Source organism: Shouchella sp. JSM 1781072 (assembly GCF_041949915.1).
GTDB lineage: Bacteria > Bacillota > Bacilli > Bacillales > Bacillaceae_D > Shouchella.
Genome location: NZ_JBHFQE010000002.1, coordinates 36,137 through 54,831, shown reverse-complemented (window position 1 = coordinate 54,831; position 18,695 = coordinate 36,137). Strand labels below are relative to the sequence as shown.

Annotated in this window: 22 protein-coding genes; 9 read left to right on the top strand and 13 right to left on the bottom strand. The window is 39.2% G+C overall.

Annotated features, from left to right (window positions below; genetic code table 11):
- Positions 1–63: 63 nt before the first annotated feature.
- Positions 64–762, bottom strand: a complete 699-nt coding sequence (locus ACE1TH_RS09610; protein WP_375078841.1) for a hypothetical protein — start codon at positions 760–762, stop codon at positions 64–66.
- Positions 763–958: 196 nt separating this feature from the next.
- Here ACE1TH_RS09610 and ACE1TH_RS09605 point away from each other — a divergent pair, with 196 nt between their 5' ends.
- Entirely contained in the window at positions 959–2,185 is a 1,227-nt protein-coding gene (locus ACE1TH_RS09605) for a multidrug effflux MFS transporter (RefSeq protein ID WP_255224826.1), read from the top strand.
- Between the two features lie 92 nt (positions 2,186–2,277).
- Here ACE1TH_RS09605 and ACE1TH_RS09600 read toward each other — a convergent pair whose 3' ends face one another.
- On the bottom strand, positions 2,278–2,415 hold the full coding sequence (locus ACE1TH_RS09600) for a hypothetical protein (RefSeq protein ID WP_176554337.1): 138 nt from the start codon (positions 2,413–2,415) through the stop codon (positions 2,278–2,280).
- A 176-nt stretch (positions 2,416–2,591) separates the two neighbouring features.
- On the opposite strand from ACE1TH_RS09600, the gene ACE1TH_RS09595 reads away from it, so the two are divergent.
- The gene (locus ACE1TH_RS09595; protein WP_375078840.1) at positions 2,592–3,443 is read left to right on the top strand and encodes a methyltransferase domain-containing protein; all 852 of its coding nucleotides are present in this window, start codon (positions 2,592–2,594) and stop codon (positions 3,441–3,443) included.
- A 19-nt stretch (positions 3,444–3,462) separates the two neighbouring features.
- On the opposite strand, the gene ACE1TH_RS09590 is transcribed toward ACE1TH_RS09595, so the two are convergent.
- Together ACE1TH_RS09590 and ACE1TH_RS09585 are read right to left on the bottom strand one after the other, a co-directional pair.
- On the bottom strand, positions 3,463–3,933 hold the full coding sequence (locus tag ACE1TH_RS09590) for an NUDIX hydrolase (protein WP_483882521.1): 471 nt from the start codon (positions 3,931–3,933) through the stop codon (positions 3,463–3,465).
- A 13-nt stretch (positions 3,934–3,946) separates the two neighbouring features.
- Positions 3,947–4,483, bottom strand: a complete 537-nt coding sequence (locus ACE1TH_RS09585; RefSeq protein WP_375078838.1) for a TetR/AcrR family transcriptional regulator — start codon at positions 4,481–4,483, stop codon at positions 3,947–3,949.
- A 101-nt stretch (positions 4,484–4,584) separates the two neighbouring features.
- Between ACE1TH_RS09585 and ACE1TH_RS09580 the strand changes: the two genes are divergently transcribed.
- The 4 genes from ACE1TH_RS09580 (at position 4,585) to htpX (ending at position 7,012) form a co-directional block, all read left to right on the top strand.
- Positions 4,585–4,926, top strand: a complete 342-nt coding sequence (locus ACE1TH_RS09580) for a VOC family protein (RefSeq protein WP_375078837.1) — start codon at positions 4,585–4,587, stop codon at positions 4,924–4,926.
- A gap of 102 nt (positions 4,927–5,028) precedes the next feature.
- Complete coding sequence (locus ACE1TH_RS09575) at positions 5,029–5,259, top strand: hypothetical protein (protein ID WP_375078836.1); 231 nt, start codon at positions 5,029–5,031, stop codon at positions 5,257–5,259.
- Between the two features lie 97 nt (positions 5,260–5,356).
- A complete protein-coding gene (locus tag ACE1TH_RS09570) occupies positions 5,357–5,998 on the top strand; it encodes a pentapeptide repeat-containing protein (RefSeq protein ID WP_375078835.1) in 642 nt (213 codons plus the stop codon).
- A gap of 105 nt (positions 5,999–6,103) precedes the next feature.
- Positions 6,104–7,012 carry a protease HtpX gene (htpX, locus tag ACE1TH_RS09565; protein ID WP_099302226.1) on the top strand — a complete coding sequence of 303 codons (909 nt, stop codon included), beginning with the start codon at positions 6,104–6,106 and terminating at the stop codon, positions 7,010–7,012.
- A 37-nt stretch (positions 7,013–7,049) separates the two neighbouring features.
- On the opposite strand, the gene ACE1TH_RS09560 is transcribed toward htpX, so the two are convergent.
- From ACE1TH_RS09560 to ACE1TH_RS09540, 5 genes are all read right to left on the bottom strand, one after another.
- Entirely contained in the window at positions 7,050–7,979 is a 930-nt protein-coding gene (locus ACE1TH_RS09560; protein ID WP_099302225.1) for an aldo/keto reductase, read from the bottom strand.
- 60 nt (positions 7,980–8,039) lie between these two features.
- Complete coding sequence (locus tag ACE1TH_RS09555) at positions 8,040–8,870, bottom strand: N-acetylmuramoyl-L-alanine amidase family protein (RefSeq protein ID WP_375078834.1); 831 nt, start codon at positions 8,868–8,870, stop codon at positions 8,040–8,042.
- Between the two features lie 344 nt (positions 8,871–9,214).
- Entirely contained in the window at positions 9,215–10,882 is a 1,668-nt protein-coding gene (locus ACE1TH_RS09550; protein ID WP_375078833.1) for an LTA synthase family protein, read from the bottom strand.
- Positions 10,883–11,055: 173 nt separating this feature from the next.
- The gene (locus ACE1TH_RS09545) at positions 11,056–12,663 is read right to left on the bottom strand and encodes a GNAT family N-acetyltransferase (RefSeq protein ID WP_375078832.1); all 1,608 of its coding nucleotides are present in this window, start codon (positions 12,661–12,663) and stop codon (positions 11,056–11,058) included.
- A complete protein-coding gene (locus ACE1TH_RS09540; RefSeq protein WP_375078831.1) occupies positions 12,664–13,212 on the bottom strand; it encodes a glycerol-3-phosphate acyltransferase in 549 nt (182 codons plus the stop codon).
- A gap of 118 nt (positions 13,213–13,330) precedes the next feature.
- Here ACE1TH_RS09540 and ACE1TH_RS09535 point away from each other — a divergent pair, with 118 nt between their 5' ends.
- The 3 genes from ACE1TH_RS09535 (at position 13,331) to ACE1TH_RS09525 (ending at position 15,474) form a co-directional block, all read left to right on the top strand.
- The gene (locus ACE1TH_RS09535; protein WP_375078830.1) at positions 13,331–13,804 is read left to right on the top strand and encodes a GNAT family N-acetyltransferase; all 474 of its coding nucleotides are present in this window, start codon (positions 13,331–13,333) and stop codon (positions 13,802–13,804) included.
- Between the two features lie 96 nt (positions 13,805–13,900).
- Positions 13,901–14,473 carry a TetR/AcrR family transcriptional regulator gene (locus ACE1TH_RS09530; protein ID WP_375078829.1) on the top strand — a complete coding sequence of 191 codons (573 nt, stop codon included), beginning with the start codon at positions 13,901–13,903 and terminating at the stop codon, positions 14,471–14,473.
- 68 nt (positions 14,474–14,541) lie between these two features.
- Positions 14,542–15,474 (top strand): SDR family NAD(P)-dependent oxidoreductase, encoded by a 933-nt coding sequence (locus tag ACE1TH_RS09525; protein ID WP_375078828.1) that lies wholly within the window; start codon positions 14,542–14,544, stop codon positions 15,472–15,474.
- A 5-nt stretch (positions 15,475–15,479) separates the two neighbouring features.
- Here ACE1TH_RS09525 and ACE1TH_RS09520 read toward each other — a convergent pair whose 3' ends face one another.
- The 4 genes from ACE1TH_RS09520 to ACE1TH_RS09505 all read right to left on the bottom strand — a co-directional run bounded on the left by ACE1TH_RS09520 (position 15,480) and on the right by ACE1TH_RS09505 (position 18,674).
- On the bottom strand, positions 15,480–16,142 hold the full coding sequence (locus ACE1TH_RS09520) for a DUF6944 family repetitive protein (protein ID WP_375078827.1): 663 nt from the start codon (positions 16,140–16,142) through the stop codon (positions 15,480–15,482).
- 111 nt (positions 16,143–16,253) lie between these two features.
- The gene (locus tag ACE1TH_RS09515) at positions 16,254–16,637 is read right to left on the bottom strand and encodes a thiol-disulfide oxidoreductase DCC family protein (RefSeq protein ID WP_375078826.1); all 384 of its coding nucleotides are present in this window, start codon (positions 16,635–16,637) and stop codon (positions 16,254–16,256) included.
- A gap of 43 nt (positions 16,638–16,680) precedes the next feature.
- The gene (locus ACE1TH_RS09510) at positions 16,681–17,694 is read right to left on the bottom strand and encodes a Gfo/Idh/MocA family protein (RefSeq protein WP_375078825.1); all 1,014 of its coding nucleotides are present in this window, start codon (positions 17,692–17,694) and stop codon (positions 16,681–16,683) included.
- 77 nt (positions 17,695–17,771) lie between these two features.
- Entirely contained in the window at positions 17,772–18,674 is a 903-nt protein-coding gene (locus ACE1TH_RS09505; RefSeq protein WP_099302215.1) for an AraC family transcriptional regulator, read from the bottom strand.
- Positions 18,675–18,695: the final 21 nt, after the last annotated feature.

The following is an 18,695-nucleotide window of genomic DNA, read 5'->3' as shown; positions in this document are numbered from 1 at the left end:
TAATTTTAAAGCTCGTTTAGTAGTACAAAAAGAATCTTCATGAATGTTCATGAAGATTCTTTTTTATCCATCTTTTCTTGTATGATCAGAAAAGTCCTCTTCTTTTTCATCGCTATTTTCCATTGTTTCTTCTTGTTCTTTTGTATAGCTTTTTTCATTGTCGTCTTTATTTGGATTTGAATGATCATCTCGTTCTTGTCGATCTTTATCCCGATTTTTCATCGTTTCTTCTTGTGAATCCGTATAAGAGCGTTCTTCATCTTTTTCCTCTTCTTGTTTTTGTTTTAAGTAATCTGATCGCTCTCCGTGCCAAATTAAGTCAAAAATAGCGCGGCCATTGGTTGGTTGACCATCTGGTAAGTAAACCGGAATAATATCAAAGAACACAAAGTAAAAAACGTAAAACATGAATGTACTCCAAAACATGTTTTCAGGTAAGATGGAGGCTGATAAGAGTGAATTGATGATAATGGCTACAATCATACAAGATAAGATTGGAGACGCATAAATCAAGCCGTGCCAAAAGCGGTTTTTTGGGTTTACTTCATCATATTCCATCCAGCTAAACATAAAAAAATAACGACGAACTTCAATCGTTTTTAAAGAAAAAAGTTTGGGACCGCTACCAACAACCAAATTTTTATTCGATGCTCCAAGTAATACAGCTGTTAAATAATAGCCGGATTCTCGAATAACTGTAACAATAGGTAAAATGACTAATGCAGACATAATAAGTCTTCCTAAATCAATGAGTGTAAACATCGCATGTAGCTCCTTTCGTACTTTCCTCTACTAACGTACCCGATTCAGATAGACCACAATCCACATTTTTAAATTCACGAACATGTAGTAGAAATACATCTTTATTTTCCCTTAAAAGAGTGGCAAAATAGGAAAGAAGCGATAAATACAGACTTTTGTGAGAACGATTTCACATTATTGGGAGAGAAGGGTTAATTTGGAGCAAACAGCAATTACGGGTAAAAAACGGTTCGGTTTAGCCTTATTACTCGGGACGTTGGCAGCGTTTGGACCACTAACGATTGATATGTATTTACCTAGCTTTCCGTCTATTGCATCGGATTTAGGCTCACCAGCTTCGTTGGTACAGCTCAGCTTAACTGCTTGTTTGTTAGGTCTAGGTACAGGTCAACTAGTTGTTGGACCGTTGAGTGACTCGAAAGGAAGAAAAAAACCGCTTGTTATATCAATCTTTTTGTATGTGCTCGCGTCTTTAGCTTGTGCGATGGCACCAAATATTACAACACTGATAGTGGCGAGGTTTATGCAAGGTTTCACAGCAGCAGCGGGAATCGTCATTTCAAGAGCGATTGTCCGTGATTTATTTAATGGAAGAGAACTAACGAAATTTTTCTCATTATTAATGCTTATTAATGGGTTAGCGCCGATTTTAGCTCCTGTTTTTGGTAGCGCAGTTTTGTTGTTACCAGGTGCTAATTGGAACTGGATTTTTATTACACTGGCTATCCTTGGTCTTGTCATTGTTCTGATTGTCATTAATCGCTTAAAAGAGACGTTGCCTGAAGAAAATCGAACGCAAAGCAGTATCGGTCATACATTGCGGACATTTAAGAGCTTACTATTAGATCGAACATTTATGGGTTTTGCGTTCACTCAAGGGTTAATGATGGGAGGAATTTTTGCATACGTGTCAGGAACTCCTTTTGTTTATCAAGGTATCTACAATGTATCACCCCAAGTATTTAGTCTGTTGTTTGCCGTAAATGGGTTAGGGATTATTGTTGGGACTCATTTAGTCGGCCGATATGCAGGAATTATACCTGAGCGTTCATTTCTTCGTTTTGGGTTAATAACGGCTAGTATCGCCAGTAGCGTATTGCTCATTATGACGATCATGAATGGACCATTATTTACGATTGTGATCCCCATCTTCTTATTTGTTTCTATGATTGGTATGATTGGAACGACATCTTTCTCTTTGGCAATGGAAGCACAAGGGGGGAGAGCGGGTAGTGCCTCAGCGTTACTTGGGTTATTGCCGTTTGTAATTGGAGCGATAACGGCACCACTTGTCGGTATTGCAGGTGAAGATACGGCTGTACCAATGGGATTAATCATGTTCCTATCAAGCATTGCGGCTTTAGCAGCGTTTTATTTTCTTGCAAAAGGCGGAAAAGACGTTCAGGAGGCAAAGGATCTTTAGAATGGGAAGACAAAAAAGCGCTATCGACAACACTCTCTAGATAGAGACGCTTGTCGTAAAGCGCTTTTTCTGTTTTTTTCATAGATGATCTACTATTGCATGGCTTGGCTATTTTTTTTAGACATTTCTTTTAAAAATTGTTGCTCTTCTATTGTTAGCTCTCGACTTAACTTCGATTCCATCTCTTTTTTTAACGAAATAAATAATAGTTTTGCTGTTTGATCGAGCATAAAAGGCCTCTTTTCATTCATGCTTTACAGTATATTCGTACTAATTTTAACAGATTGCAATGAAAATAGAAAGATCTTCCCAGGCATTTCCGTAAGAACAACTGGGTAATAAAGGGAGTGAGTGACTTCTTTTATGGTAAAGCCTATGTTAGAGTATAGGGGAAAGAAGGTGACATATGGGGGAGTTAAAGAGTAAACGCGATGCTGCTGCAGCATTAATTGGACAGCTAGACAAACAGTTAAGGTGCCCCTTCTGTCGGCAAGTTTTAGTGTGGGATCAATCGTATCGTTTCACATGTGCGGAGAATCACTCATTTGATTTATCGAAACAAGGATCACTATTCTTAGTGAAACAGGCTGCAAATAGTCAATATAATGGGCCGTTGTTCCAAGCAAGACATAACATGATTCAGCAATTTCAGCTATATGCGCCAATTTATGAGCCCATTTCTTTAGAGCTAAAAAATAAAGATGTGATACTAGATGCTGGAACAGGTGAAGGTTCTCACTTGAATGAACTTAAGAAAAGAGTCCCGGACATCGTTCCAATTGGATTAGACTTATCAAAAGATGGCATTAACCAAGCGGGGAAACTTTATCGAGATAGCGTATGGATGGTAGGAGATTTAGCCAATCTTCCGTTTCAAAATGAATCAATCAACGTCATACTAAACATCTTATCTCCTTCAAATTACGCTGAATTCAAGAGAGTATTAAAACAAGGTGGGAAACTGATTAAAGTAATACCAGGTGAGAACTATCTCCAAGAACTAAGAGAATACACGAACGAAACAACAAACGTAACGTATTCAAACCACCAAACCGTAGCCTTATTTAACCAGCATTTTTCTGAAGTACAGATAAAGATAGTTCAGTATAAAAAAGAATTAACTCAAACAGAGCGTCAAGCGATCGTCAACATGTCGCCACTCGGATGGTCTGTTTCGGCAGAAGCGAAGCAAATGTATATTGAAGAAGGTCAATCGACAATCACAATTGATTTAACTCTTTTAATCGCCAAGGCTTAGCGAAGAACATCCAGCTTGCTTACTCATGCGTGGATGTTCTTTGTTTTTCGATAATTGATGAGTAATAGGGCAAGATGTAATCTTTGTATTCATCTTTCAGTTCAGGAGGGAGCGTCTTGAAAAATTTCACATCAACGGATTCATTGCTGTTATGTTTTAACTTGCCGCTATACTGATTGGTCCAATAAACCGCAGTAACGGAATAAATTTCATCCCCATTTTGAAAGGTAAAATGGTAGTCTTCGCCTGAAAAAATGCCGAGTAATTGAAGAGATGTAATCACGAGCCCCGTTTCTTCAAAAACTTCGCGAGTAGCTGTCCCTTCAATCGTCTCACCAAGTTCCATAAGACCACCCGGAAGTCCCCATCCTCCATCTTTGCGATGTTCAAGTAACAATTCTCCCTGATCATTAAAAATAAGCACGACCGCTCCAGGCAACAGCAAAGGGTCATTTCCTACTTTTTTGCGTAAAGCTTTTACATAATCCAAGGTCATCACTCCTTTAGGGTAAGTGTGGTGAGGGGTGTAACAAGTCTAATCGTCCAGATTGCCATTTTAATAGAGAAATGGCTTCATTTAATGTAATCGTTTCATTGGCTAACTCCTTATTTAATGTTTGCCATGCAGAAAAAAGCAATAGATGGGTTGGCAAACTAGTACGGGTCGCTTCTTTTAAAAAGAGGGAGATTCCGTCTTCTGAAAGGTAGTGATTTTTCTCAGCAAAAATTAAAGTGAAGCCATATTTATAGGAGAAAGTGATACCACTTATTAAAGCAAGATAAATACCATTATTCCTTTCTGGAACAAGTTCAATGGCTCCTTCCATTCGATCTAAAACTCTTCTTTCTATTTCATTGCAAATGACCTCATATAGACCAAGTTTTGACTGAAAATGATGATAAATTGTGCCAATAGTGACACCGGCTTGTTGAGCAAGGTCATGAATTGGAATCGCTTCATACGGCTGCTGAGAGAAAAGATGCATCGCTGCTTTAAGTACACGTTCTTTTTTTGTACCGGGATATGGAAAATGTCTCATAAGATTTAGTATAACAAATTGACAGAAAAGCGTAAATATTATACGGTATACATAATCACCTTATGTTATACATAATTAAATTATAAAAAAGAGGTGTTAGAATGAAGCTTGTGTTTTTATATTATCCAGTGAAAAATCTGAAAGAGTCCTTAAAAATCTATCGGGACATGCTAGGATTTGAAGAAGCTTGGCGAGAAGGCGATCATACAGTTGCTTTACATTTACCTGAAAGCGATGTACAAATGATGATTGAAGAAGATGAAAAAGAGTTAGAAGCGGGAGGCATGTTTCTCGTTGAAAGTGTGGATACTTTTTACCTGGAGAAAAAAGAGTTGTTTCAATTCGTAAAACCACCAAAAGACATCCCCCCAGGTCGATATGCCGTTTGTAAAGATGAGAACAACAATTATATACGCATCATTGATTTTTCAAAAGAGAATTAGATAGTCGCTTAAAATAGGTGAACAGAGCAGGAACTTTGTCCATACGTTCAACATTCCATTTGCATAAGGTATAGAAGACCTTAAGTTTGGGAGGTGAATGGAATGAGTTACTACGGAACTGGTGGGTATGGACATTATAAACCTTCAAAAGGCTTCTCAGCACGTATCTGTCCTGGTTGTCGCTGCAAAAAGCGTTGCAATTCTTGTAACGAACGTCCTAAAAATCGTCCAGAGGAACGTCCTAATTGTGGAGATGCAGGGGATGCAACTGCTGGAGATGCAACATTTGGAGATGCAACATTAGGAGACGCGACGTTTGGCGACGCAACGTAAGGGTCGCAATTGAGAATCAATTAGTAGTATCAATCTATACAAGGCTAAGCCATTGTGCAACAATAGGCTTAGCTTGTTTTAATTAGGGGTGTAAACCATGAGAATTGAGGCACCAAAAATACCGGAGTCTTTAACAGAAAGAAAGTTGCTCAAAATGATAGAGGAGCATGAGAACGAAGCTGTCTACATATCGATCAATGAAGAAGATGCACGTGATGTAATAGTTGAGCGATTCGTCCTTTCAAACGCTCGCGTGTCACGCACGACGTTTACAGGTGCACAGATGCCTCGTGCAGATTTTACGGATGTGCAATTTATAAACTGTGATTTTTCAAATGTGGATTTCTCAGAAAGTATTTTTCATCGGGTGGAATTTATTGATTGCAAGTTGATTGGGAGTCATTTTTCAAATGCTCATCTGGCGCAAACAACTTTCTCAAATAGCATGTTGAATTTAAGTAACTTTATTGATGTTCGAATCAAGCAAGTTCAGTTTACAAAGTCGTCAATGAAACAAATGAATGTAGCAAATGGGAAGATCAAAGGGTTATACCTGAATGAGTGTGATATAGATGATATCAGTTTTTTTGAAACGCCATTAATGGGTGTTGATATAAGTACATGTACCTATAACCGAATAGAGGCGTCACAGCAAGTGATCGCTGGGTTGATTGTGTCGAGAGATCAAGCGGTTGGCTTCGCACGATTATTAGGTTTAAGAATAAAGGAAGAAATGTAACAGATATGTGAATTTCTATTAAAACGGAAAGATTCTCGCTACCATTCTATTTAGCAACAAGAGAACCCATGGTACACTGAGAAAAAGGATTTATGGAGGGGTATAATGGGGAAACGAATTATGTTGTTTATTGGAACGAATATTCTTGTTCTAACAACAATTTTTCTTGTGTGGTCATTGATCATTCAGTTTACAGGCATTGATGGATCATTCGTATCGAGTGATGGTTCCATCCAATTTGCTGTTATTTTATTATTTAGTGCGATTGTTGGGTTTGCAGGTTCCTTTATTTCATTAGCGATGTCTCGTTGGATCGCAAAAACGATGATGAAGGTCAAAGTAATCGATCCTGATGGTCCAATGTCTAGAGATGAGAAAGCAATTGTAGAAAAAGTTCATCGCTTATCAAGAGCAGCTGGCTTAGTGCATATGCCAGAGGTGGGCATTTATCAAAGTAATGAAGTGAATGCATTTGCAACAGGTCCATCAAAAAAACGATCGCTCGTAGCGGTCTCATCAGGATTATTAGACACGATGGACGACGATGCTGTTGAAGGTGTTATCGCACACGAAGTTGCCCACGTTGCGAATGGTGATATGGTTACAATGACGCTATTGCAAGGAATTGTTAATACATTTGTAGTGTTCTTCTCCCGTGTGATTGCAATTGTTCTATCACGCTTTGTGCGCCCGGAATTTCAGTTTATTGTCCAATTCGCTTCAATTATTATTTTACAAATTCTCTTTTCTATACTAGGAAGCCTTGTTATTAGTGCCTATTCACGTCATCGTGAATTCCACGCAGATCGTGGTGGTGCAGACTTGGCAGGAAAAGATAAAATGGTTCATGCGCTACGTTCATTGCAACAGTATGTAAATCGCGCGAAAGCAGGGGATCATTTAGACGATACTGCTGTTCAAACGATGAAGATTAATGGTGGAAAATCAATGATGAAATTGATGTCGACACACCCTGATTTGAACGATCGAATTGCACGATTAGAACAACGTTAAGAAGAAACTTCCGTCGAGACTATCGACGGAAGTTTTTTTAAGGAATTGGGTTACCGGCTGCTGCATAAAGCTCTGTCCATTCTTCCCTTGATAACGGAATGGCTGAGCCAGCACAAGCTTCTTTTACTCTACTTGGTTTTGTTGACCCTACCACAACTTGGATATTAGCTGGATGCCTCGTAATCCATGCGGTAGCGATTGCTGTAGCAGTGACATTATACTGTTTTGCTAAACGCTCAAGTACATCATTAAGCTCTGGGAATTCTTTGTGATTGCCAATAAACGTGCCTGCAAAAAATCCATTTTGATAAGGAGACCAAGCTTGTAAAGTAATCTCATTCAGACGACTATAATCAAGCGTTCCAGCGTCTCGATTGACAGATTCATCAGTCTTCATGTTTAGCGACATACTTGAGTCAATTAACGGTGTGTGCGCAAGGCTGTATTGTACTTGGTTCACAATAAGTTTTTGATCGACCGAACGTTGCAACAATTCGATTTGTTGTGGTGTGTGATTCGATACACCAAAATGACGAACTTTTCCACGATCATGGAGCTGTTGAAATGCTGCAGCGACTTCATCAGGTTCCATTAATGGATCAGGTCTGTGCAATAATAGAATATCCAAATACTCCGTGTTCAAACGCTGTAGAATCGCGTCGACGGACGTGAGGATGTGGTCTTTTGAAAAATCATAGAAACCCGTTGTTCCTTTTCGAATGCCGCATTTACTTTGTAAGACAATTTTTTCCCGGGAAATGTCCGTATGAGAAAGCGCTTTTGCAAATAACGATTCACATTCACCGCCGCCATAAATATCGGCGTGGTCATAAAAATTAATTCCTTCTTCATAAGCAGTTTGAATTAATTTCTGAATGGAAGCATCATCTAATCCATTTATTCGCATATTGCCTAAGATCATGTTGGAAACGTTTAAATCTGTTCCTGGTAACACAAATGTTTTCATAATAGCCTCCTTTTCTTACTATATTCATAGTTTAAAAGGAGATGGTGCGAGAGTACAGTATTATTGTTCGACAATCCCTTTTGCAATGGCATGGGCAATTGTTGTTTGATAAGAATCATCTGCGAGCTTTGCGGCTTCTTCTGCATTCGTAATAAACCCAACTTCTACAAGAATCGCTGGGACAGGGCTGTTACGTAACACATGAAACGTTTCTTGTTTGACACTTCGATCTACGGCACCAGTATCAGCAAGTAGGGAATTTTGTGTCGATTGTGCCATTGCTTTACCGGTCGTACTCGACGGATGGTAAAAGGTTTCAATCCCAGCTGCTTCGACGTTCGTATGCCCATTTGCATGGATGCTAACAAATTGGTCTGCGCCCCATGCTGAGGTCACAGCTACTCGCTCTTCTAAGGAAAGAAAGACATCCGTTTCCCTCGTCATATTCACAACATAGCCTAATTCTTCTAGTCGTTTCTTTGTTTTATGCGCAATATCTAATACAACATCCTTTTCCATTAATCCATTTGCAGCAGCGCCACTGTCATGAGCACCATGACCTGGATCGAGCATGATTCGTTTTGGCTCAGGGTTGTTTTCAGGAGGTGGAGGCGTTACGTCAATTCGTTTCACCCAGTCGAGACTAATGTAGCCTGTTCCATCGGCAAGACGTCCCCAGCCTTGACCTTCATCAATAAATTCAACCATGTCACCATTATATTTTACCCCTACGACCTCTGCAGTCGTGCTAGGGGCATTCCGTACATTTAACGTTGTGTTTACGGTTACTTCTCCTTGTTCAACTGCGTATGCGGGTATAACAGCAAGCAGTAAGCAAGCGAGAGTTACGATTAAAATAAAACCATTGATTTGCATTTTATTATTGTTCATGTGAATGTCCTCCTCACCAACGGTATAAGAGACATTCTGACCATGCTAGTAATCTTTTAAACACAAAGTAGAAAAAAGATTTTAAGAATGAGAGATTGAGTCAATTTCATAATTCGAGTTAGCAGCTAAAATGACGTACACACTATTTTAAAATGGCGAACGCTTTCCCCGGGCACGGCCTCAGCCATTTCCGCAAAAAAGCGCTCCATTGTCTTCGGACACGTGCTGTTCCCGAGGGAGTCGTCGCCATTTAATAAGACGAATGTTACAACCAATATTGCTGTTATCATTCGTGTAAATAACTACTACTTATTATGAAATTCATTCGATTCTCAAGAAATCTTTCACTCCATAAATCGAAGTAAATCGCCTAACAGAAAATCATCCGAGAGCTGAAGTTGTTCTCGAACAATTGCTTGTTTGGGTGAACAAGATTGTATTGGAATCATGGTGTTGCTTGAACGCTCATAACAGGCATGATCGGCAAAAAGAAAATCTTGCGCAATAAAATGACCATCTCGAAATATAATCGGCATGTCGCTTGGGCGAGTAAATAAATCGTAGCTAAAAGATAAGTTTGCATTTGTTGAGATCCCGAGAAGATGAAGAACCGTTGAATGGATATCAATTTGTCCACCTTCTGTTTCAATTGTACGTCCTGTTTGTCCTGGAATATGGATAATCAACGGCACCTTTTGTAAATCAATATGAGAGAACGTCGTTTCTTCTTGATCCAAAAATTGATGGACGCCTTTTTCATATTGACGAGAAATACCGTAGTGATCTCCGTATAAAACAAACATTGTGTCTTCATACATGTCTTCGTCTTTTAATTGCTGAAAGAACTGTTCGACCGCCGCATCTAAATAACGAACTGTCGTAAAGTAGCGATTAACGATACCTACGTCGGTCTCGCCTTCTTCAATCAATTGATCTTCCTCTTCCAAAAGAAACGGAAAGTGGTTCGTTAATGTAATGAATTTTGCAGAATAGGGTTCTTCTAATTCTTTTAGAAGCGGAACAGATTGTTCAAAAAACGGCTTATCTTTTAAACCATAATTTACACTTTCGTCTACTGTAACGTTGTACATCTCTTTTGAAAAGAAATGATGATACCCAAGCGCATCGTACATTAACTCGCGATTCCAAAAAGTAGCATCGTTAGCATGAAAGGCTGCAGATGTATACCCATTATGCTGTTCAAGGATCCGTGGCAGTGACTGAAATGTATTTGTATAGCTTCTCACAAAAGCAGAACCGCTTGATAAAGGATAAAAACCTGTATCAAGCATAAACTCCATATCCGATGATTTACCTTGTGCTGTTTGATCATAAATGTTTGGAAAGTAAAAGCTATCGGCAAGTAAACGGTTTAAAAAAGGGGTTAATTCCTCGCCGTTATTTTCTTGTTGAATGACAAAATTTTGTACAGACTCTAAGCTTATAAAAACAACATTTTTCCCAGAAGCTAGTCCAAACGTAGAAGTGTCAGGTGGAGGAGGGTCGACCATCTCTCCTTTAATTTCCGATGCAACCGTTTGGTTGGCAAGTATCCCTTTTAAAGGTGCTTGTATGGATTGAGCAACATTAATGAGTTGATAATTATAGATTCCAAGAGACGAGACCATTTGATCGCGCTCATAATCATGTTGTAGCACATACGGATTTTGTACCAAGCTCAAGCCAACGGTGAGAGCGAGAAAGGAGCCGGCTGTTATGAAATATGGTTTTCCGTTTGGACGACTAATTGCTTCCTTCTTTTTGCTAAAGAACCACGCAAATGAACAAAAGAACAGGACATCAATAAGCAGTAGCAAATCGTAGGGTGAAAAGAGCTCAACTGTACTCGAACCGAGTCCACCTACATTATTAAGCTGTAAAAAAACGGATGAAGTTAGAAAATCAATATAAAAGCGATAATAAAGCAAATTACTGATTAATAATGCTGTAGATAGTAGATAAATGAAACAAAAAACAAGGGGACGAATATGATTTTGACCGACAAAACTCAAACTAAAAAGAAAAAGTAGGCTGCCAATCGGACTTATTAAAAAAAGAAGCCAATCCAAAAAACTATGTAGGGGTAATGAGAAACCCAAAAAACTAGTTATTAATGTTTTGAATGTCAGAGTAAAAAGAGCGATAAGTAAAAAATGAGCCTTCACAAAATGATGAGGAAAAGATCTCATAAGGTCGACGCCTGCTTTCGTAATGTTTGAAAGGTTTTAATTAAAATTTCTACTACAGTTAAGACATTTTTTTCTTTCATCGAACCCATTAATGCAAGCTGTATGACGTTTCGATTAAGTAAGTAATGACTTTCATAGCTAACTATAATAGATGCTTTCTTTAAAGAATCGCCAACTTTTTTTGAAGGTAGATCTTTAGGTAGTTTAATTGATAGAATGGCTGGGGAATAAGTCTCATGTTTCAGGACATCTATTTTTTCTTCGCATAGTTTTTTTAGCAAGCGCTTATAGAGATTTTCTGAGCAATGATGATGCGTCAACGCTTGTTCCAAAGCCAGGATTAAGTTTGATGAATATGTAAAAGGAACGCCCTCATTCTTTTGATAATAACCAGCATCTAAATATGCGGGTAGATGTTTTGAAGGTTCGATCGATTCTTGATGAAAGAGCAGCGCAAGTCCAGGGTAAGAAGCAAGTCCCTTGCCACTGACGCTACTTGCCAAATAAACGTTTGCAAGGTTAATTGGTAATGTACCTAAGCTTGAGCATGCATCGAGACATAGTCTGAAGTTATATTGATCGCAAAGCATGGTTAGCCCCTCAATTGGAAACAGATACCCAGTTGATGTTTCGCAGTGAACGGTCCATAACCATTTAATAGGACCTATTTGTTCGAGTCTCCGTTGTATTTGTGTAATAGAAATTGACGACCAATCCTCGTGCTCGATGGTATCAAAATTCAACCCCCAACGAGTCCCTTGTGCAATTAAACGTTCACCAAATTCCCCGCAAGCAAGGATAAGTCCTTTGCCTCCAAGTATCGAAAGTTGTGCCGCAATCATCTCGTTTGCCATAGTCCCTGTCCCCATCGCAATCTGAACGTGTTTCGCATTCGTTCGACGAAGAAGTCCATGTTTGACTTGCTTCATTAGAGTCACAAATTGTGGATCTCGATGGGAAATAGGCTCAGCAGTAAACGCTTCTTGTACATCGTTCGGAATGGAGACTGGTCCAGGAAGAAAAGACTGTTTTGTATAAGATGAGCGTTCATGTCTCTTGATAATGCGCTTATAAACGAGCGATTTTTTACTGAAATTTTCCTCATTTAAGAACATGGGTTGAAACTGTGCATCCCTATGACCAACTAGTGGTCCAAACGGAAGAAAACCCATTTTTTTGTATAAATGGATTTGTCTCGTTGTACCGGAAATTAGTGCGATCGTATATTGTTGAGCAAGACAATATGAAACGAGTTCGTAGACGAGGCGATAAAAAATTGTACCGCGGCGATATTTCTCGCAAATGGCTAATAAGCGAATTTCGCAAGGTTTTCCTGTTAGATCAACGACATCGTCTAAACAATCTAGTTTTTGATCTAATGAAAACGGACGTTTTTCTCGAACACAGATCATCCCAATAACATCTTCATCAATTTTGGCAATTATATAGACGTTTTCAGAATTAAAACGATCGATTAATTTCTCTTGTGAATTAGGGAGATGTTGAGGAATTTCCTCCACGAATGTTTGATAGTTTAGTTGATATATTTGTTCAAACTCGTTGTTTTCGTCCGCAATCTTAACGTATAGGTCTGATTCAGTCACTTAAGTTCTCTCCTTTTTGTAAACAAACAGAATAATGCCTGTTAAAATAAAGAAAAGGAATGCATAGTCAATTGTGGATTTATAAAGAAATAGAAATGGTAGAAGGATAAAAGCAATTGGTGCAGATGATGTTGTTTTTATTCCACAAAGTTTACTTATCCCTATTAGTACACCTACTATAAGGAGCAGAGTGGGAGAAAAGACAAGTACACAAGCTAAATAAACAACAATGCCTTTACCTCCATGTCCGTTTAATTGCACTGGGTAAAGATGGCCGATCATAATGCCAATGGCAATAAAATATAGCGCCAAGTTATCTAATCCAAGAATATGGATAGCAAAAAGTAATGGTACAATGGTTTTTAATGTGTCAATGGCGATTACGGAAAGAAAAGCGATTCTTCCGAATAATCTTCCTATATTTCGCGCACCTGCATTTTTACTTCCTAACGCTCGAATATCTTGTTTGAAAAAAAGTTTTCCAATGTAGTATGCTCCGTTTAAACACCCAAAGGCATAGGCAACAAAAAAGTACAAGAACAGGATCATTTAAAAATCTGTCTCCTATTCAGGATCATAAGGCTGATAATCTTGTCTATCGTACCACAAATTGTAAATCTATTTAAGCGCATTTTTTTTGTAAAATGTTGATAAGGAGGTATCAGAAATGATTACAGCATTGAATCTAGCAAACAACGATCTAACGAAAAATCTATATAGACTTCAAAAAGTTGCCTATCAAATTGAAGCCGATATGCTTGAATTTTATGAGATTCCGCCGCTCATGGAATCATTTGAACAATTTCTTAAATCAAATGAAACGTTTTATGCTTATCTTGAAGGTGATGATGTCGTAGGAGCAGTATCGATTTCCGTCGAAAATGAGCTTGTTGAAGTGACAAGAATGATGGTCGACCCTAATCATTTTCGAAAAGGAATCGCAAAAGCATTGTTACACTATGTCGAAAGTAAAACAAAACCTTCGCAACTGTTAAAAGTCGCAACAGGAGCTAAAAATACGCCAGCGATTTGCCTGTACCGATCATCGGGGTATCAGTTTGTAGAGCGGAAAGTTGTAAAAGGCAGCGTGGAGTTAGTCTATTTTCAAAAAGAGCAGCGTACTTGCGGTGAGAAAGTATAGAGAAAAAATAATTTTCTGTTTTTTTGTTGACAATACATAATCGAAGTAATAAAATATTAATTAACCAATGGTCAATTAAATTTAGTGAGGATACCTATGACGCCAAGACGTAAGACAGAAAATGAATTAACAAAAGAAGCAATTGTATCAGCCGCAAGTATTCAATTTCAGGCTAACGGATATCGACATGTCTCCATGCGTTCGCTTGCAAAGGATCTTCAATGTAGTCATGGTGCTTTATATTACCACTTTAACAATAAAGCTGAGCTATTTTATGAAGTCGTTTCTTTTTATTTTGATAAGTTAAATGAACAAATGAATAGGGCCGAAGCACAATACTTAAGCCAAGATGAGAAGTTAACCCAGCTGCTTCTTGGATATATTGAATTTGGTTTAAATCACCAACAATATTACGAGTTCATGTTTATGGTCAAAGAGAAAGAAATTGATGCGCTATCGAAGCGAGCAGCGAATGAAAGTTATGACCAATTTTCTATTATGCTAAATAAGTTATCGAATAAGCAGGCATCAATAGCTGATATTTACTCAACCTTTATTGCCTTACATGGATTTGTAGCGCACTATCTTTACAGAGTAAAGGATTTCGCAGACGTACAAGATGCTGCGCAAAAACACGTGCATTTTTTGAAGCGGGCAATCATGAATTAAACGAGCCGCGTAGTTCGGCTTTTTTAATAAAAATAATTGACCACTGGTCAAATAGGAGGGTATATATAATGAAACGAGTAACGGTGCTAGGAGCAACAGGCGGGGTAGGATATGCGTTAACGAAAGAACTACTATCAAGAGGCGTACATGTAAACGCATTTGCACGTAACGAAAGCAAGTTGTCCGCAATGTTTGGGATCGAACAGAATGCGGAAATCTTCATTGGAGATGCTTTAGACGAAAGTGACATTCGGCGAGCAGTTGCTCAAGCAGATGCAGTTTACCATGCACTAAATTTTCCTTATAGTGAATGGGAAGTTAAACAGCTACATTGCATCGACCTTCTTATAAAGGTTGCTAAGGAAGAAAATAAGAAGCTCATCCTTGCCGACAATATTTACGGGTATGGAAACAAAAGCATGCACGTTTCAGAAGAGACGGTCAAACAGCCGAATACAAAGAAGGGCAAGATTCGTTTACAAATGGAGCAGCGATTGTTTCAAAGTGGCTTGCCTGTATTAATTGTGCACTTACCAGATCTTTACGGTCCGTATGCTGAGAATACGTTAATTCACGAGACATTACGACTAGCCATTCAATCCAAAAAAGCAAATTATATAGGCTGTGCGACACAACATAGAGAGTATCTTTTTACAATGGATGCAGCTAAGGCAATTACTGATCTGTCGTTACAAGATGATTGCTACAATCAAAACTGGAATGTCAGTGGAAGCGTGATAAAAGGAGAGACGCTTCTGGCGCACATTCGTACCGAAACAAACACAACGAAAGGGTTTCGCATTGTTAAGAGACCGATGATCCGATTTCTAGGCTTGTTTTCAAAGCAAATGAAGGAATTGGTAGAGATGATGTATTTAATGGAAACACCAGTTTATTTGGATAGCAGCAAGCTAAGACATTATTTTGGCGGTTGGGAGCCTACTCCTTATGAAATAGGGGTGAGAGAGACAATTTTATGGCTGAAACATGAATTGAAGTGAGAAGGTTAGTTAAATCGATTGCCTCCCTCATAAAATAAGCCAGTCAGAATCGCACCAATGGCTTGCAAAATCGTTCCAATTTCATAAAGTGGTTCCCCGTTTCCACCTTGAAGCTCTGTAATTCCGCCAAAAGCTTCAAAGCCGTTGCCGAATAGTTGTAGCAGAGCTGAATAAATCGTGTAAATTTCAAAAGCTGTAGGGTCTTCAGGAGGCTCAACTCCAAATAAGGCATAGGACGTACCTAATCCTTCAATGAGTGCGCCACTCAGAGCAGTTCGAATAACTTCTTCGTCAGTAAGATTTCCAATATCAGCATATAGTGCGGTTAGAGAGCCGATCGTAATGATATAACTGCCATATTTATCTGGTCCATAAGTTCCATATCCTTCTGCCACAAGGGCATTACCAGCTGTTTCAAGTGTATTACCATAGATCGAAAAGTTCGAGCGTAACGCATCTTCTAAATCGGTTCGAGTCGTCGCAGCAATGGCGTTAAAAATCGTTCCGACTGCAGTGACCCAGAGACCGAAGAATATTAAGGAATGATTGTCTTCGTCTTCAGTATCCAGATTTCCATTTTCATTAAGCTGCGGTTGATTCGGGTAGCGTCTTTTTTTATCTTCTCGAAGCTGATCAAACATTGTAGGTGATGCTTCTTTTTTAAACAAGGATGGGTTCCTCCTTGTGTATAGACTCTAGACTATCTTATGCGGTCAACTTGAAAATGTAACGCAAAAAAACGGTTTACCCTTTGTGGAGAAACCGTTTTTTCCGATTCATTAGACTGAGACAGGTCGGATGTAATCGGTCTGTCCAAACCAAGCATGTCTTCGGTGAGAGATAAATTGATAAACTGGTTGCCCAATTGCTTCTATAAATCGCGGCTGCATCAGAAAAGCGAGCCATTTTAAAGCAGGTAAGTGTGCAAGTATGTCTCGTATGGCAGCAAAGCCTACCCGTACACGCTCATCTTTTGTCAGCACATAAATCTCCTTTTCCATATCGGCAAATAGTTGTCGTGCCTTTAGTCTGGTGGAAGCGCGAACTTCTTGAACAGGAACCCACCGTAACTGATTATGTGTATCAAAAACACGCAAACTTTTCTTGACCGTTTGACAGAGAGGACAGCGTGCGTCGTAAAAGACTGTTACTTGATTGTTCATCTGTATCACCTCTTACGAATACTATCCCCTCGTAGTCGTTCCATTAAACAGAGGCGTGTGCTTCGCTATTTAAGCTTACGCGCTTTGCTGTTTTGGAGGAAGCAATCGCTGCTTCGTTAATACGAGTCAATACACGCATATCCTCTTTTGTAATACGAGGTTTTGTTCCTGTAAGAATCTCGTCAACCCATTGATTCATTGCACTTGCTGCTTGTTCTGGTAAATCGGGCGTGATCCAGCCTTCTTCCTCTAGCTCCGTTGACTGAATTCGTAAAGCTCGTTCTTCCACCAAAATGGACCCTTTTGTACCGTGCAATTCGAGAATAAATGGACTTTTTGAAGCGATAAAGCCAGCTTCAATCGTAGCTGTTGCGCCAGATGCATAACGGACAATAACTGTAGAATGATCATCAACAGTCCGATTCGTAAAGGCGTTCATTTCTGCATAGACAGAGACTGCTTGACCACCAAATCGATTCGTTAAATAAATGGGGTGTGCACCTAAATCAATTAACGCACCACCGCCACATTGTTCTTTATTGAAAAAATGGGCAGGGAGCCAGCCGTTTGGATGGGATTTCGTTGCGAGTGCCCCTCCGTGTTCAAGGCGACAACGAATGGACGTAACATCTCCGAGCAGTCCATCTTGAACAGCATTCTCAGCGTACAGATATGTGGGATCATTTAACCGAGGTAATGAGAGCATTAACGATACGTTGTGTTCTTCTACTGCAGAAAAAATGTCTTCGCAATCCTTTTCCGTAAGCGCTAACACTTTTTCGGAAAAAATATGTTTTTTCGCTTTTGCGGCAGCAATAATGACTTCTTTGTGCATAGACGTTGGTGTATCAACAATCACGGCGTCCACATCATCGCGAGCAAGGGTGAATTCGAGACTGTTTTCGAAGTCTACGTTTAACTCATCTGCCCATCGCTTTCCTCTAGCTGGATCTTCGTCCCAAACCGTTGTTAGTTGAATCGAAGGGTGTTGACTTGCTTCTCTCGCATAATCATCCGCGTGCACATGCCAGCGGCTTAATAACGCAACTCGTATCATGAAACTTCCTCCTTCGTTTGAATTAGTTTTCATACTAGCTAGCGAGATTGAAACTGTCAAGACAAAAATGTTTTATTTTATAAGGATTTACTTGTCGCTTTTTTAAATCGTAATGGAGAAATATGCTTGGCTTGTTTAAATTGCGAAATAAAATAACTCGTGTTTGTATAACCGACAGAAACCGCAATATCTGTAATGGATAAATCAGTCGTTGTTAGCAACTTCTCAGCTTCCGTAATGCGGACGTAATTCAAAAGTTCCGTGAAAGAACGGCCTGTTATCGCTTTAATTTTTCTTGAAAAATAACTATAGCTCAGATTACACGCATCTGCAGCTTCTTTTGCTGTAAGAGGGAAGCTGTATTGATTTTCAATCAGTTGAAAGGTTTGCCGCATCAGTAACAGGTCGTCTTCACTTAAGTCATCGTTCATCCCAACAGTTATACCGACATGGCGCCAGTGTCGTAATACAGCTAAAAAAATGGAGCAGATGTGGATGCGAATCGCAAAATCGAACCCATAGTCCTGTTTTGAGAACTCTGCCATGATGTTGTTTATCGTTTCAGGGATACTCGTATTTGCTACTTCAATTTGTTGTAAAAGTGTTTGCGGACTTGATTTTGCCATTGTAAAAGGCAGGACATATTTTGATTCAAACAAGGAACGGGATGTAGAATAAAGAACTTCTGGCTCCAGTTTAATGACTAAGTATTCGACATCGTCTCCTTTTTCGGCAAAGATCCCGTGCACCTCTTGGGAGTTAATAATAATTAAATCACCTGGGCCCATTCGAAACGATTGTCCGCTAACAAATACGTAGGCTGAACCTGAAAAGCCGTACAAAAGCTCAATTGCATCGTGAAAATGAGGACTAGCAATACGGCGATCTGGCATGCTTTGTTCAATGTGACAGTGGATCGGTTGTTTAATTTCGTTGCCTAAAACCTTTTTTTCTCTGTATGCCTGACTTTGATCAAACATGAAGAAGCACCTCCATGACAA

What these genes read in the sequence shown, in the direction of transcription:
- ACE1TH_RS09510 (WP_375078825.1), bottom strand. Translation starts at nt 17,694, where the DNA reads ATGATACGAGTTGCGTTATTAAGCCGCTGGCATGTGCACGCGGATGAT.
- ACE1TH_RS09535 (WP_375078830.1), top strand. Translation starts at nt 13,331, where the DNA reads ATGATTACAGCATTGAATCTAGCAAACAACGATCTAACGAAAAATCTA.
- ACE1TH_RS09540 (WP_375078831.1), bottom strand. Translation starts at nt 13,212, where the DNA reads ATGATCCTGTTCTTGTACTTTTTTGTTGCCTATGCCTTTGGGTGTTTA.
- ACE1TH_RS09585 (WP_375078838.1), bottom strand. Translation starts at nt 4,483, where the DNA reads ATGAGACATTTTCCATATCCCGGTACAAAAAAAGAACGTGTACTTAAA.
- ACE1TH_RS09610 (WP_375078841.1), bottom strand. Translation starts at nt 762, where the DNA reads ATGTTTACACTCATTGATTTAGGAAGACTTATTATGTCTGCATTAGTC.
- ACE1TH_RS09555 (WP_375078834.1), bottom strand. Translation starts at nt 8,870, where the DNA reads ATGAACAATAATAAAATGCAAATCAATGGTTTTATTTTAATCGTAACT.
- ACE1TH_RS09600 (WP_176554337.1), bottom strand. Translation starts at nt 2,415, where the DNA reads ATGCTCGATCAAACAGCAAAACTATTATTTATTTCGTTAAAAAAAGAG.
- ACE1TH_RS09525 (WP_375078828.1), top strand. Translation starts at nt 14,542, where the DNA reads ATGAAACGAGTAACGGTGCTAGGAGCAACAGGCGGGGTAGGATATGCG.
- htpX (WP_099302226.1), top strand. Translation starts at nt 6,104, where the DNA reads ATGGGGAAACGAATTATGTTGTTTATTGGAACGAATATTCTTGTTCTA.
- ACE1TH_RS09595 (WP_375078840.1), top strand. Translation starts at nt 2,592, where the DNA reads ATGGGGGAGTTAAAGAGTAAACGCGATGCTGCTGCAGCATTAATTGGA.
- ACE1TH_RS09530 (WP_375078829.1), top strand. Translation starts at nt 13,901, where the DNA reads ATGACGCCAAGACGTAAGACAGAAAATGAATTAACAAAAGAAGCAATT.
- ACE1TH_RS09575 (WP_375078836.1), top strand. Translation starts at nt 5,029, where the DNA reads ATGAGTTACTACGGAACTGGTGGGTATGGACATTATAAACCTTCAAAA.
- ACE1TH_RS09505 (WP_099302215.1), bottom strand. Translation starts at nt 18,674, where the DNA reads ATGTTTGATCAAAGTCAGGCATACAGAGAAAAAAAGGTTTTAGGCAAC.
- ACE1TH_RS09560 (WP_099302225.1), bottom strand. Translation starts at nt 7,979, where the DNA reads ATGAAAACATTTGTGTTACCAGGAACAGATTTAAACGTTTCCAACATG.
- ACE1TH_RS09580 (WP_375078837.1), top strand. Translation starts at nt 4,585, where the DNA reads ATGAAGCTTGTGTTTTTATATTATCCAGTGAAAAATCTGAAAGAGTCC.
- ACE1TH_RS09570 (WP_375078835.1), top strand. Translation starts at nt 5,357, where the DNA reads ATGAGAATTGAGGCACCAAAAATACCGGAGTCTTTAACAGAAAGAAAG.
- ACE1TH_RS09515 (WP_375078826.1), bottom strand. Translation starts at nt 16,637, where the DNA reads ATGAACAATCAAGTAACAGTCTTTTACGACGCACGCTGTCCTCTCTGT.